This window comes from Micromonospora craterilacus (genome assembly GCF_003236315.1).
GTDB lineage: Bacteria > Actinomycetota > Actinomycetes > Mycobacteriales > Micromonosporaceae > Micromonospora > Micromonospora craterilacus.
The window spans coordinates 1-14,389 of record NZ_POTY01000187.1 but is presented as its reverse complement, the minus strand read 5'-3'; the positions used below and the strand labels follow the sequence as shown (position 1 = coordinate 14,389).

Sequence of the window (14,389 nt, the reverse complement as noted above, 5' to 3'; positions counted from 1 at the left end):
GGACGCTGGAAGACGCTACGCCACACGACCGCCAGCCCCCGCCGAATCGGCGACATCATCGCCGCAGCCCTGCACCTGACCCATTTCGAGTACAAGTACCTACCGCAAAGTCGTTGAGATCACTTTACTGAGCTCCGTTCCTGGTGGAAGATCCTTCTGGACCATCCACTTCACTACCTGGCGTACCTGATCGGTACGTGTCAGGTCGACGCCAAACCTCTCGTCCAGCCATGGCTTGAAGCTGCGGCGTCCGCTCATCGCGTGGAACTCGCGCATCACCGCCGTCCAGCCGGGAAAACCGGCCTTCTCGACACGGATGGCGTCCTCGTTGAGGTACGCGACGATGTCGGGCCGGCTCAAGCCGAACGGCGTTACCGAGCGCCCGTTCTTCCGGCAGGCACGGAGCAAGTGTCGTAGCGTTTGCTCCTCGTCACGGAGCTGTCTTGTAGGTATGCGGTTGTCGTTCACCTTTTCGAGACGGGTGAAGTCGAGGAGGACGCCGATCGGCACATCGAGGTGACGTTCGATGAAGTCCATCTGCGCGGTCGCCAGCAGGTTGTCCGTGCCGTGCATGCGGACGATCCTCACGCCGGCGTCGTTGAGGCGTGACCCGTACAGTTCCTCGAGCAGGAGACGGTCGTGCTCGCCTTCGACGATTAGCAGGAACGACACCCGGGTCAGTAGCTCGCCCCGGGTCAGGCCCATTTGCCCGGCCAGGGCCTTGCGGGCGTCGAGGTCAGACGCGGCCAGGCGGGACAAGGTGGTTCCCTCTGGCGTCCGCTGAACGTGCACGAGTCGCCAGTCCGGTAGATCGAGGAAGTGTGGACTGTGTGACGCCAAAACGACGTTGTCGCCGCGCAAGCGAAGCCGGTCCAGCGCGACGGCGATCCTGCGTTGGGCCTGCGGGTGGAGGTGGCTTTCCGGTTCGTCGAACACCCGCACCATCGTCTGCGGACGAAGGCTGGACAAGCCGGCGCTGTGCTCGGTGAGGGCTCGGCCGAATGAGCTGTCGTCCTTGGCCAGCTTGTCGTGTGCGGCGGCCAGCAGCTGGTTCTCCAGGACGCTCAGCAGGCGGTCCCTCGCTTCTGCCGTCCAGAAGCCCTCCCGCTCCACCAGGGCCTGTACCGGCTCGCTTACCCCGACCAGCGACTCGATCACTGCGGCTTCATCGAGCTCGTTCAGCAGGTAGGCCTGCCACGTTGCCCCGGCGGCGAAGCGGTCCACGGCCTGGGCCGCGGTGGCCAGAGCCTCGTCCACCCAGCGGCGCTCGCCTGCCGAGAACTTCTCCAGCGCGTCCGCCGCGCGAGTATTCCCTATGAAGTTCGGCTTCTCGCCGCGGATGTCGAGGAACTCGAGGTCTGCGTCCTCCCCTGTCAGCCGAACCTGAACATGGTCGAGCGTGACGGCCAGTTCGGCGGATACGGCCTCCGCCGCCACCTCGTGCACCCACCAGCCTCCATCGGGGGCGAAATCGCCAACAACCGCCGGCAGGTCCGCCAAACAGGCCGCGAGCTCCTCGGCTGGCTCCTCCGCAGCCCTCATCCGGGCTTGGAGGTGTTCGTACACCTCGGCGCTGCGCCGGCTGCGCGGCAACCACTCAAGCCGAGCCGGTGGCTCTGCAACTCCCGGCAGCGCCAGCAGGTCGACGTAACCGTCTGGCCCAGCCGGTAGCGCGGCAAGTGCGGTGCGCAGCGGCGCGAACACATCCGGCAGTTCGTCCGCGAAACGCGTCACGGCTTCCGGCGGCGCAACGCCCATCAACGTACGGGAGAACTGCCGCTCCACACGAACGGCGATCGGATCGCCGTCGTCAAGCCTGTCTGTGACCTCGAGGGCAAAGGAGACCAGCCGGTACCGGATCACCGGTCGGTCGCTCTGAGACTTTAGGTACTCCCGAACGTCGGCCGGCAAGGCGAGTTCGCCCAGGCCCGCCAGAAAGCTGTCCCCGCCGCTGACACCGATCGCCTGCCACCAAGCGGCGTCCTGCCGCGCTCGCGACAACGCGGGAAGTTCACGCACGAGATCGGAAGGAAAAGCGAAAACCGCCGGCGGGAGCGCCGATGGGGCCCACGGCAGCTCGTCGGTCGACATCTCCGCGACCACCGCGAGAGCGTTCGCGTTGACAGGCGCCAGCCGTGGGTGGGCCAGAAGCAGCGTCTGCTCCGTGCCGAGCAGGATCGCCAGCGCTTCCAGGAGGTTGGTCTTGCCGGCGCCATTGGGGCCGAACAGCGCCAAGCCGTCAGCCCAGTCGAGCCATTGATCACGAAGGTTCTTGTAGTCGTAAACATGGGCTCCCAGCAGCTTGGGAGCAACCTCGAACCTCGCCAACCCGTCCACCCGCCTTCGCCCCACGGCACCGTCACCTGCGGCGGCATGAGCTTGGCCGAGTCCACAGTGCCCGCGCAATAGGCCGAGGGGGCACGAAGGTGCCGCTGGCATCGGATAAGGGGCGGCGGCTCCCTCGGCCGGCGGGACGCAACCGTCCCTGGCCGCGAGGCCCGAGGCAGGAGCACATTCGGGATATCGCGGGTAGGCGTCGGCAGCGGCCTGGCGTTCGACCTGGCGCCGGGCAGAGTGGCGTGACCATGCGCGATGTGGGGGAGGGTGTCGGCTGCGTCGGCGAGTCGGCGTCGCGCGGGTAACGGTCATTGCGCCTCCGGCAGGGGCGCTCCGGCTCCAGGATGGGCCCTGGGCCGTCTGCGGCCGCCGGCTCCGCGGATGGTGGCGGTGGGGGCATCCTGTCTGCCATCGCCCGGGGGCAAGCCGAGCAGACCGCCGCCCGACCCGCCAGCGTCCGCGCGAGGGCAGCGAGGTCCGCGGGCCATGGCGGGCCGGGCGGCGGCCCGCTCCCCGTCGGGCGGGTCGATGGCAGACAGGATGGCGGGCGCGGCTTATGGCGTCTGGAGCTGGGTGGCTCGCCGGACTCTGCGATGCCTCGTGCGCTGGATTGGCTCCCGGCTCGGTCGTGCGGTTACGTCGAGGATCGATGGCGGAGTGCCTCGAGCGAGGGTGAGGTGACAGGCGTGGCAGAAATGGTGGAGATCCGGCAGTGACGAAAGGCCCAAGGCGGCTGACCGACGCGTTGAACGAGATCGTCGTCGGCGTGGACGAGATTTCCGTACGGCCTGGCGTAGGCTGGCGCCCTATCTGAAAACGCCTCACGCAGGACGCGATATCTGTCGACCTTTGACCAAGCGTCGAACGAGCGGACGAGATGCCTGGCTACAACCACTACGACGACTGCACCTGCGGCTGGTGCCTCAAGAGATCCGGCGGATTGATCAGGCGCCGGCCGGAGCTGCGCACGGCTGCGGCGACGTTCAGGACATATTGGATTTCCTACGAGTCATACACGGTCCCGAACGCCAGGTGCCCTGTCTGTGGGGATGCGGTGTTTTTCTTTCAATCTGCCCATGACGGCAGGGTCTTTTTTGACGAGCTCGGGCCACCGTGGCCGAAGCATCCCTGTACCGACAATCCGAGGCCGCGCAGTGTCGCTCCACCGCCGGACCACGTGCCGATCCGGCGTGAAGAGCGCCGCTCCGCAGGCGATCCAGCCTGGCTGAAGGGGGGATGGACGCCTCTTCGTCTCGTCCGCATATTCCCCCAAACGAGGGGGCACGTCGGGAGCCCGGCGAATCAGTGGTGGAAGATCGAGGCCTTCGACCTTGCCACGAACAACCGGGTCGGTCTCGCGTTCGACGAACCAATCGACCTGCATGGTGCGTCCCTTGCCCTCGTCAGCGAGTGGGACGCCCTTCGTCGGGCAAGGCTGGCGTACCTCGTCGAAGACGATCATGGGGTAAGGACCGAGGAATGCACGGTGTGGCACCCGCGGTCAGCACCCCCGCTGCGCTTGCCGTCCCTATCCGATGAACGTAGGTGAACGGCGTCAACGCCACCCGCCTCCCTCAAGTCATCAACACATAGCGCAACTGCTGGCGCTGGACGCGCTTCCCGACGCCGCGGACACTTGGCAAGGCGTAGTCACTATGGGTCCTGGCCATCCGAATGCGTCTCCGCTGAAAGGAGGTCGGCTTTATGGGGCAATCCGGCATCAGCCAGGTGGCCCACTCCGTCACCCCGCCGCCTGGGGTACGGCGCATCGGTTCGGAAGTTGAGGCCAGCGAGCTTGCGCACAGATTGTTGATGCCTGGCCGGCGGTGGCCGGTCGTGGTGCTGACCATCCCGGGGGAGTGCGACGAGCCGTTCGGTGATCCGGACGAGATCAAGGGGGCCGTCGGCGACCTGGCTGAGGTGGTGTTGATGCCCACGAGCGACGTGTCGTGGGCGTTCTCTCGGGTGATGCCGCCGATGACCCAGGTGTACGGCGGCGCGGGCCGCGTATACCCGGTTGATCACGCCTGGGTCGCTGATCCGGGGCGGAGCAGGTTGCGGTTCGCCTACTCGCTGCAGGACCGCAAGCGCATCACCGATCAGTTGATCAGCGATGCGTTGCAGGCGGCCATGGCGGCCGGACTGGTCGAACCGCGGACTTGTGCCGGGGTGCAGGAGCGGTGCGGGCGGGTGCAGGGTGTCATCGGGTCGCGCGCCTTGGTCACGTTGGAGGACATGTCCCTGGCAACGGTGTGGGAGGAGCTGACCGTTCCCGGCGTTGCGCTGGACCGAGTGCTGGCCAAGGGGCAGCAGGTATGTGGCAGCTACGACCCGGACTCGCGGCGGCTGGATCTGCGCGCCGCGTTGCGGTTCCCCGATGCCGCCACGGCCCGGGCCGGTGTTGTCCGGGCTTACCGGGTCGGCGATGTCGTTCTGGCGCAGGTGGCGGCCGTAGCCGACGACGCGGTCACCGTGCGGCTGCTGCCCGGCCTTGCCGTCGAGGTCGGCCGGGAGGCGGTCACCAGCAACCAGAAGGACGCCCTGAGCGGACTGTTCAGCGTCGGGGAAGTCGTCGCCGGCCGCGTCGTCGAGGCCGATCCGATTCGGTTGCGGTTGGACGACGTCGATGACGAGGAGGTGCCGAAGCCGGCGCCGAGTCTGCTTCCGGGTGGGCCGCCGTGGCTGCGCCCGCCCGAGCCGGAACCGCAACCCCCGGCTGCGGCAGCGCCTTCGTCGCCGGCGTCCGTGCCGCCGGCGGCCCCGCCGCGGTTACCCGACGTGCTTCATGGTGGCGATGCCGACCGGTCACCCGTGCGCAGCGTGGCACCTCGGCAGCCGACGCCGTTGGATCTGGCCCGGCGCCTTCCCGCGCCGCAGCCGCCGGCGATGGCGCGCCCTGCCGGGGCGATCCCCGCGGCGGATCAGGCACGCGTCGTGCAGCTGACCAACGAGTTGGCGGCCGAGCGGTCGACCCGCAAGGCCCTCGCCGACGAGCTCGCGGGCCTACGAGCTCGGGCCGCCGAGTTGGAGGCCGAGCTCGCCCGGGCGACCCGCTCCATCAAGCAGTTGCAGACCAGTTACCGTGGCGCCGACCTGGCCCGGCAGCGCCTGGGCAAGCAGCTCAAGAGCGCACAGGACCGCGTCGGCCAGGCAGCCGGCGTACCGGGGCCGCTGTTCCTCGATTCCGAAGAGCAGTTCCGCTACGAGGTCACCTGTGAGTGGGCACAGCGCATTCCCGCTGCGGAGAAGGCCGACAAGCCTCTCGCGAAGTACGTGCTGGCCCCCGGTTTCCTCGACTCCGTCGACCAGATCGAGGGCATCAGCCGGGCGAAGGTCGTCGCCGTCGTGGTCGAGGTGCTCACGGGCCAGTCCCAGCAACTCGCCGGCCGCGACGTGCACCCCCTGCGCACCGGCGATGCCGGCAGCCCCTACGTTCGCCGCCCCGACGGCGCGATCTGCTGGCGGGTGGCGCTACAGCGGGAATCGGCCGCTGCCCGCCGGCTGCACTACTGGCGCACCCACGACGGCTACGAGTTCTCCCGCGTCGCGCTTCACGACGACTACCGCCCATGACAATCGACGTTTTCTCGCCGGCTGCGGGAGAGGCGCTGGCTGATAATTTCCAGCACCTCTCCCAAGGTGGCCCCGTGATATCTCACAACCGTCTCACGGGTGGCCCGGTAAGGCCCGGCAAAGCCCGACGCGGCTCGGACCGTCGCCTGGATGCCCCTTGGAAAGTTCAGGAAGTTCTGGACTTCGGACGGGGAGAGGGCAGCCGTTCTAAGGCGTGGCGGTGCGTCCAGTGGTGAGGCTGATTTGCCTGTCCCGTATGCGTCGGGACATAGACCTACAATCGACCGGAAGTCGAGCCCAGTCGAGGAGCGGTGCGGTGTCGCTGAGGGATGAGCCCGATCAGATCGTCGTCCCCGTAACGGAGGACCGAGCCATCGTGATCGGTCCTGCCGGGACGAAGCGTTTACGCTGGGGGCGCCTGGTCGACGACCTCACCTCCGGGGAATGGAAGTCTCTTTTGCGGGCACTGGACCCTGCGACCCGGTCCTTCATTGAGTCTCAGCGGCTGACCGGGTGTCTGGTCGAACTCGACGGGACCTCTCGCAAGATGATGAGGGCCGCCGAGGTGATCACCGAGGAAGGAGGTTGGATCCAGGCCACTCTCCGTAATCGGGGCAAGTTCACACGTCTGATGCGCATCCGGCCAGCCACGGGTGTCGCCGCCATATCAGGTGGGGCAGCCATCCTGGGTGCCATTGCGGCTCAAGCTCAGACAGCCGAGATGGCCCGGGACATCAAGGCCATCCGGCAGCGCATAGACGTGATCTACCAGCACCTGCAGTCCGACCAGAGCGGTGCCGTCGAGAATGCTGTCGAGCAGGTCGAGGATCTGGTCAAGCGGCTTCGTACTCACGGCAAGCGCGGCGTCAAGGCGGGCGAGTTCTCGGTCATCCGAAGCGACCTGGGTGCTCAGACCCGCAAGTGCATGAGCCACCTCAAGGGTGCGGTCACCAAGTTGGAGAACGCCAAGCAGCGGTCTCCACGCCAGGCGCAGGAGTGGCTTAGCAAGGGAGCTGTGGATGACGTGCTGCTGTACCTCGAGCTGCTGGGCAAGTGCTATGCGGCTACAGTCGAGTTGGGACTCGCCCAGATCGCCTTCGAATATCACAAGGGAAAGCCGGACGTTGCCAGGACCTGGGCCGAGAGCACCACCAAGTCCACCGCCGAGTTCCGTACCGAGATCCACGACGTCTATGGCCGGCTCGGCCAGCTTGACGAGAGCATCCGTGCCCAGTTCCGGGCCGCGTCGAAGAGCGTGAACGGTGGGGAACGGCGGCGTGGGCTCGAGAGCGCCATGCAGTCTTCTGCGTCGGGAATGATCGCGACAACTGTGTCCGCCGCCGCGGACAAGCTGGCAGGAAAGACTGTGACCCTAGGTCGCCTTCGTGGATCATCGATCGCGGTCCCCGCGAACACTGCTGCCGCTGGTGCTGGGGTGTTGCTCCTCGGTGTTGTAGGCGTCAACGCCGTGGTTCGTTACCGCGCGGAGAAGAAGCTGGACGAACGGTTGGCGCAGCTCTCGCGAGCCAGCAGGAGAAGCTCCCAAACCCTGGATCAGGCGGCCCCGAGTCTTGAAATGCTCCGAACCCTGAACGAAGAGCTTGCCGGGCCCATGGACTGAGTCCACTGAGGGCCGTCGAGCGATGGGCGGGACGACCGATCCGCCTTTCGGTGCCGCGCTGTGACGATCGGGCCGTCGGCCCAGCCGTTCCTCGCCACGATCTCGCGAGTCCGGGCGGGCAGTCGACGGGCGCGTCGCCGTCGTCGCTACGGTTGAAGGCGTCTTCTCGGTCGGGTGGCCGTTACCGCCCCCTGATGAGGTAGATGCCTGGCCCGGGCGTGGCGAAGTGCGGGTCTGCGGGATGCACTGTCGCGGGGTGGTAGGTGCCGAGGTGGCTGGGGTCGAGTCGCCGGAGCGCCATGTCGAGGACGTATCGGGCTGTGCGTCGGAACGCGACCGTGTTGCCGGCCATGAACAGGGTGTGCGCGTGCAGGCGTTGGTGGAATCTGTCCCTGTGGGAGGAACGCCGACGGGCTTGGCGGTTGAGTTCGTGGACCTCGTCCCAGGCGGGGACATTGTTCGGTTTCCAGGGGATGGTGTGCGGAGCCCCGGCTCTCAGGCGGTGGCGTAGCTGCTTCCACCGGTTCGCGGCGAACTGCAGATCGCGGTGGCTGAGTACCAGGTCGAGCTCACCGACGGTCACGGTGGCGAGGCAGGGCTCCGGTGGCATGTTGCCCCGTAGCGGTAGATGGATCAGCGTGTGGCGTGACCGGGCGGCCAGCATCCACAGGCCCGTGATGGTGAACGCGGCGTCGGCGTCGAGTTCCAGGACGAACCAGGGATTGTTGTCGCCCAGCACCGCGCCGGTCACCGTTTTGGCTGGGCGGATGACGCGGTACTGATCGGCGCCGAGTCGCCCCTGATGTGCGCGGATTTTGAGGTTCATCCGCTGGCGAGCTGGGCGCGGGCGTGCATCAGCGCGAAGCCGAGGAGGTTGCGGCCGCGCCATTGGGCGGGATCGTGGGCGCGTGGGTCCGTGGCGGACAGGCCGATGCCCCAGACTCGATCCATCGGGCTGGTTTCTACCAGTATCCGGTTGCCCGTGCGGGACAGGTACTGCCCGAGGTCGGGGTGCTGGTTGAACTTGGCCATGTTGCCGGCGACGACCAGGTCGAAGGAGCGCGCATCCCAGGTGGCCTGGTCGAAGTCGCGGACCTGCCGACCCAGGACCTTGACCGCGCCCGGGTGCGGTGCCGTGAGCATTTGCGCGGCGATCGCTTCGTCGCCGAATAGGCGTGCCTTGCCGATCATCATGTAGTGCTCGGCGGTGGCGTACCGGATCCCGTCCACGACGAATGGGGCTGGCCACCATTGGCTCAGGCAACCCGGTCCGATGCTGCCGTCCGGTTGGGGGTGGTGCCCCCAGAAGAACAGGTACTTGATCCGCCCGCCCGCAGCGGCGAGCGCCCGCAGCTCGGGCAGACTGCGCGGCGGGGAAGTGGTATCGGGCACGTCCAGCAGGGTGCCAGAACCGTATGGTCACGGCCATCGGGTTTGTCTGCCGTGCGTGTTTCGAGCCGCGTATCCACTCCCGCAATAGGCGGATCTCTCCGGTGGCGGTGGCCAACTGCTCGTGATGCTAGGACTACCGGACCGGCCCCGATCGTTGCCTTGGGCTGCCGGTCGTCGGGATCCTGGGTTGACGGTTGCATAGCCGACGGAGAGGCGCTGGCTGATGATCTCCAGCGCCTCTCCCAAGCCCCGGACCGCCGTGATATCTCACAACCGTCTCACGGACGACCCGGGACGGTCCGGCAAGGCTTGATGCGGGTCGGACCATCGCTCGGCCGTTGACCTGCATGTTCGGCATGATCCGGTACGGCCCGGCAGGTGCCGGTAGGCCCGCTAGTTCTCTGGGGGTCAAGGGGTCGTCGGTTCAAATCCGGCCGTCCCGACGCAGGTCAGAGGCCATTCGGGATCTTCCGAATGGCCTCGTTCGATCTTGTGCAGCAGCGAAGTGTAGCAACGGCTCATTGATCGAGGCTCTCGCCGAGCTTCCGCAGGGCTTCACGGGTGGCCTTGGACGAGATCTGGCTGTAGATCTCGAGTTGGCCAGGGTGCGGAGTCGGTGGGTCCGGCTCCGGCAAGCTCTGCGGCCTCGGCGGCTAGACGGTCGATCGTCTCGACGGGGGCTTGGCCCCTGATCCTGGACACGGGGGTTATGCGGCCGGGGCCAGCGTAGCCGGTGTCGGCCGGGTGTTCTTCTCGTAGGTGATCGGTGGCTGCTGTCCGAGTCGGGAGTGGCGTCGGATGGTGTTGTAGCGGTGCAGCCAGCGGAACGCGGTCAGCCGTGTCAATCCCCTGGAATCGTGGAGGGTTGCGTTATGCGGCCTGGTTCTCCAGGGCGCAGGCAATTGACCGTTCGTAGTCGATGGGAGATCGCCAGTCGCAGACGGAGTGTCGGCGGCGCTGGTTGTAGAAGTCGGTGATCCAGGTGGCGATCTTCAGGCGGGCTTCGGTGCGGGTGCGGAACTGGCGGCGGTGGACGTACTCGACCTTGATGGTGGAGAAGGCGGCCTCGGCGACGGCGTTGTCGAAGCATGATCCGACGCGGCCCATGGACTGGCGCACCTTCCACCGGTTACAGGCTCGGGCGAACTCGGCCGAGCAGTACTCACTGCCCCTGTCGCTGTGGAAGATCACCCCTTCGACGTCGCCGCCGCGAGTGACGGCGGCCATGTTCAACGCCGCCACGACCAGCGCAGCGTCGTGACGCTTACCCATCGCGTAGCCGGGATGCGGCGGGAGTACAGGTCGATGACGGTGGCGAGGTAGAGCTTGCCCTCGCCGGTGACGATCTCGGTCATGTCGCCGCACCAGGCCACGTCCGGCGCCGGCGCGGTGAAGGCACGTTTGACCAGGTCCGGTGCGGCCGGACGCTTACCGGGCCGGGTCAGGCCACGACGGCGGCGCTTCGTCCGGGCGGCCAAGCCCATCTCGGCCATGAGCTGCGCGATCGTGTTGTCGGAGACCTTCCAACCCTGCTCGCGCAGTTCGATCCCGATGCGCGGGCTGCCGTAGGTGCCGCCCGAGTCGTCGAAGACCTGCCCGACCGCAGCCGCCAGCCGGGCGCGTCGATCATCACGGCGGGTCGGCGACCGGTCACGCCACTTGTAGAACCAAGACTCGGACACCCCCAACGCCCGGCAAGCGATCGCGTGCGGCACGTCGTACTCGGTCCTCTGGGAAGCGATGAACCCGGCCACGCTCACCGGCCCGTCGCCTCCTTGACCCACAGGACCACGGATCGCTTGAGCACATCACGCTCCATCGCCAGCTCGGCGTTCTCCCGCCGCAACCTGGCCAGCTCCGCGCGTTCGTCCTCGCTCAGCGCGCCCGCGCCGCCGGCCTCGCCACGCTCCTCGCGATCCTTCTTCACCCAGTTGGCAAGGGTCCCGTCGTTGATACCCAGATCACGCGCGACCTGCGCGATCGACTTCCCGGTCTCCCGCACGATGCGCACCGCGCCCGCACGGAACTCCGGATCGAACCGGCGTCTCGTCTCAGCCATGAACCTCTATCCCTCAAGTTCTGGCCTCCACGTTACGAGGGGAACCGCAGGAAGCGGTTCACCAGCGCGTCTCCCCGGCGAAATACCGGGCCGCCTTCCGCAGAATGTCCCGCTCCTCCTCCAACTCGCGGACTCGCCGCCGCAACGCGGCGTTCTCGTCCTCCACCGAGCCCGCCACCGGCGACGCCGCCGGCCCGGCCGTCGCGCCCCGACGCTGATCATCAGCGCGGACCCAACTACGCAACGTCTCCCGATTGACCCCGAGATCGTCAGCGATCTGCGCGATCGTCGCCCCAGGCCGAGACCGGTACAACGCGACCGCGTCAGCCTTGAACTCGGCAGGGTAGTGCTTCATCACCATCTGTCACGGACTCCTGATCTCCCCGGACCATCACGATCCAAGGCTCAAGTGTCCAGGACCAGGGGGCAACTCCCCCCGACTGTGGTTGCGCAATCGTGCGAGTCGGGTTCACGTGCCCGACTCGCTCACGATCGCACCAGACGAGGCAGCCGACGCACGTAGGTCGGTGCAAAGAAGGAACCCGGAGACGGCTCGGCTCGGGCCGGGATTGTCGGCGTCTGCGAGACGACCTCTCAATCTGCCGCGCGCCGAGGTCGCGCATCACCGCCTCGGGGAGGGACGGGTTGGCAGCCGCCGCCACGCTGATGTCGGCGTCAGTGAGCAGTCGGATGATCCTCTCCACCGGCAGCGCGAGTTGCTTGCGGCGGTCCGGCGTGCCTGCTGGTCAGCCAGGCAAGCGAACACTGTGGGCAGGGCGGGTTGGCGGCGACTCTTGCGGCGACCTGCGGAACCGGGCGGCTGCTGGCAATTCTGTGTCGCCCCTGGTGGACTGCACGAGGGGAGGGCCGATCGCAGGCATTGGCCTGGTCGGGCAAGCGTACGGCAGATGGCTGTAAACTGTGTCAACCAGATGCTTCACTGCAGTCATGTCTATTGATGTTGCTGCGAAGCGGCTCTGAGCGACCGCGCGGTCGTCCAGCTGACTCGGGAGTGCAGATGCCAGAAGAGACCGACACTCCGGTCGTTCTCGCGGAGATCGCGCGGATCGCCAGCGTTGGACGCGCCGCCGTGAGCAACTGGCGACGACGGCATGCGACGTTTCCTCGCGCTATCGGCGGCACAGACGCAAATCCTCAGTTCTCGTTGATCGAGGTTGAGTCGTGGCTGCTGGCGAACGGCAAGCTCAAGCACATAGGCCACCTCGAGCGACTTTGGCCGCGCTTCGAAGTGCTTGGCGACCGGGCGTTGAGTGGCAGGGCGATCGCGGAGTTCGGCCTCAAACTCCTGCCGCAGGCAATCGAGTCGCCGTTGGCGCCGTCGCAAGATTTACCCAGTGCCGCAGTCACGCTAGTGGACCAAGCCGTGGAGATCGCGTGTGAGGAGGGGGCCAGAAAGACCTTCGACTTTCTGCTCGGTCGATGGCTCGAAACCTATGTCCGCCAGATGAGCGTGACTTCACCGCAGCTTGCCGAGCTGATGGTGACGGCCGCGATGGCGTCGATGCCGGTCGGACTAGACGCCTACGGCACGGTGCTGGACCCGGCGTGCGGGAGCGGCGAACTGCTGCTTACCGTTGCCAGGCACGGATGGCGCACACTATTGGGTACTGACATCGATCCCACGTCCGTCGCGTTGACGTCAGCGCGGCTGGGCCTCGAGATCAGCAAACGGCATGCCATGTCGGAGAGCGACGATCGCGTCCTCCGAACGGCGGCTGGCGGTCAGCTGCCTGTGGTTGATGTCCGTCCGGGAGATTCGCTTCGAACCGACACGCACAGCCAAATCAAGGCCAACTTGATCATTTCCGCTCCGCCATACAACGAGCGAGATTGGGGCCATGAAGAACTGGCCACCGATCCGCGGTGGAAGTACGGTGTCCCGCCTCGGACCGAGTCGGAACTTGCCTGGGTCGAACACGTACTGAGCCGGCTGGCGCCGGACGGTGTGGCAGTACTTCTGCTGCCGCCTGCGGTAGCGTCTCGGCGGGCGGGGCGCCGAATCCGGAGCGCGCTATTGCGCGCCGGAGCGGTCCGGGCGGTGATCGCACTGCCGCCGGGTATCGCCCCGCCATACAGCGTGGCACTTCACCTGTGGATTCTGCAGGCACCCCCAGAAGAGGCGCAGGACAACGCTGTTCAGGAGATCCTCCTGTGCGACACCTCCGCTGTCATTGCGTCGCCAGGCGGCAAGCCGCAGGACTTCGACTGGCCACGCCTTCAAGATCATATCGGTCAGATGCTCGATGACTTTCGAAGTCGCGGCGGGAGCAGCCGCAGTCCAGGTACGACTAAGCCGCTGCCTAGCGGGTGTGGGATCATCTCAGTGATGACGCTGCTGGACGAGCAGGTCGACCTCACGCCAGGGCGTCATGTTCCCTTAAGCGCCGGCGAGCAGGTCGACCTAGGCGAAGCGTGGAACAATTTCAAGAAGATCCTAGCCGAATTGGATGCGCACTCGGGGCGCCTGTCCTCGCTTCAGTTCTCGGCCGAGCCTCACCGCACGGTCGGCATGACAAGCGTCAGCGATCTGGATCGTGCTGAGGCTCTCAAACTCCGAACGGGCCAACCCGTCGAAGCAGACGTTGACTCTGAGGATGGCTTTCCCGGGGCGGTCCCCGTGCTGCATGTGAGGGACTTGTTGTTGACCGGACGTCCAGGGGGATGGCTTGAACCGGAGGCTGCCCGCAAGGGGGTAGAGGCCGGCCTGCTGACCATGGCCGTGGCAGGCGACGTCATCGTGGCGGGTGTTGAGCGCGCATATCGCGCATGGGTGCACATGGGTGAGCCGCTGATCATAGGCCCTCAGCTGTACTCGATGCGGGTGAATTCGAAGCTGCTCGACTCGTGGTTTCTAGCAGGCTGTCTACGAGCTCCAGCTAACGCGCGACAGGCGAGCACGCATGCCACATCCTCAGGCCGCATCGATGTACGCAAGCTACAGGTACTACAGCTGGCGCTCGCTGAGCAGAGCGCCTACGGCGACGCGTTCCAGGCAGTGGCCCGGTTGGAGGAGACGCTACTAGGCCTCCATCAGGTCGGAACAGGCCTGGTCGCCAGGATCAGTGATCAACTCTCCGCAGGGCGTGCTCACGTGTACTGAGGCGATCGCCCAGACCTTGATCGCGAAGCGGTGAGGTGACCGGTCGTGTGCTTCCGACGCTGGCCGCTACAGCGGTTGAATGGTTGGGGTCTGGTCCGATCGATGGCCTGTGATCAACCACTCTGGACCCTGGGTCGGCGGTCGATCTATACCTGGGGTGTGAGGTACGCCGATAGTGGTGGCCTGTCCGCTGCGGGACGGGTCAAGCGGGAGCAGGTACGGATGCGGGCCGCGCGGATGTCCGCCGTTGATGTGCCGGCGACGCGGGTCGCGGCCCGGTTGCGGG

At 66.7% G+C, this 14,389-nt stretch carries 10 protein-coding genes and 1 pseudogene; 3 read left to right on the top strand and 8 right to left on the bottom strand.

Translation table 11 applies throughout. The features are described from left to right. Window positions 1-99 precede the first annotated feature (99 nt). Window positions 100-2,328 carry an AAA family ATPase gene (locus C1I95_RS24355; RefSeq protein WP_158566456.1) on the bottom strand — a complete coding sequence of 743 codons (2,229 nt, stop codon included), beginning with the start codon at window positions 2,326-2,328 and terminating at the stop codon, window positions 100-102. Window positions 2,329-4,149: 1,821 nt separating this feature from the next. Between C1I95_RS24355 and C1I95_RS24350 the strand changes: the two genes are divergently transcribed. Continuing rightward, window positions 4,150-5,910: a hypothetical protein gene (locus tag C1I95_RS24350; protein ID WP_233513851.1), complete on the top strand. Its 1,761-nt coding sequence runs from the start codon at window positions 4,150-4,152 to the stop codon at window positions 5,908-5,910. 316 nt (window positions 5,911-6,226) lie between these two features. Then, complete coding sequence (locus C1I95_RS24345) at window positions 6,227-7,531, top strand: hypothetical protein (protein ID WP_111217009.1); 1,305 nt, start codon at window positions 6,227-6,229, stop codon at window positions 7,529-7,531. A 181-nt stretch (window positions 7,532-7,712) separates the two neighbouring features. On the opposite strand, the gene C1I95_RS36550 is transcribed toward C1I95_RS24345, so the two are convergent. The 7 genes and pseudogenes from C1I95_RS36550 to C1I95_RS35920 form a co-directional block, all read right to left on the bottom strand. Then, a complete protein-coding gene (locus C1I95_RS36550; RefSeq protein WP_233513850.1) occupies window positions 7,713-8,282 on the bottom strand; it encodes a hypothetical protein in 570 nt (189 codons plus the stop codon). Between the two features lie 71 nt (window positions 8,283-8,353). Next, window positions 8,354-8,923, bottom strand: a complete 570-nt coding sequence (gene ybiA / locus C1I95_RS24335) for a riboflavin biosynthesis intermediates N-glycosidase (RefSeq protein WP_111217007.1) — start codon at window positions 8,921-8,923, stop codon at window positions 8,354-8,356. Window positions 8,924-9,630: 707 nt separating this feature from the next. Continuing rightward, window positions 9,631-9,768, bottom strand: a complete 138-nt coding sequence (locus C1I95_RS34865; protein ID WP_146605813.1) for a transposase — start codon at window positions 9,766-9,768, stop codon at window positions 9,631-9,633. Window positions 9,769-9,793: 25 nt separating this feature from the next. Then, the gene (locus C1I95_RS35930) at window positions 9,794-10,150 is read right to left on the bottom strand and encodes an integrase core domain-containing protein (RefSeq protein WP_233513849.1); all 357 of its coding nucleotides are present in this window, start codon (window positions 10,148-10,150) and stop codon (window positions 9,794-9,796) included. A gap of 2 nt (window positions 10,151-10,152) precedes the next feature. Further along, window positions 10,153-10,683, bottom strand: coding sequence for an IS3 family transposase (locus C1I95_RS35925; RefSeq protein ID WP_199523888.1), 531 nt, complete (start codon window positions 10,681-10,683; stop codon window positions 10,153-10,155). After that, complete coding sequence (locus tag C1I95_RS24325; protein ID WP_111217005.1) at window positions 10,680-10,982, bottom strand: transposase; 303 nt, start codon at window positions 10,980-10,982, stop codon at window positions 10,680-10,682. Before C1I95_RS24325 ends, C1I95_RS35925 begins: the two co-directional genes overlap by 4 nt. Before the next feature lie 50 nt (window positions 10,983-11,032). Then, a pseudogene (locus C1I95_RS35920) lies at window positions 11,033-11,343 on the bottom strand (transposase); the annotation flags it as partial. Between the two features lie 657 nt (window positions 11,344-12,000). Here C1I95_RS35920 and C1I95_RS24315 point away from each other — a divergent pair. Further along, window positions 12,001-14,103, top strand: a complete 2,103-nt coding sequence (locus C1I95_RS24315) for an HsdM family class I SAM-dependent methyltransferase (RefSeq protein ID WP_158566455.1) — start codon at window positions 12,001-12,003, stop codon at window positions 14,101-14,103. Window positions 14,104-14,389: the final 286 nt, after the last annotated feature.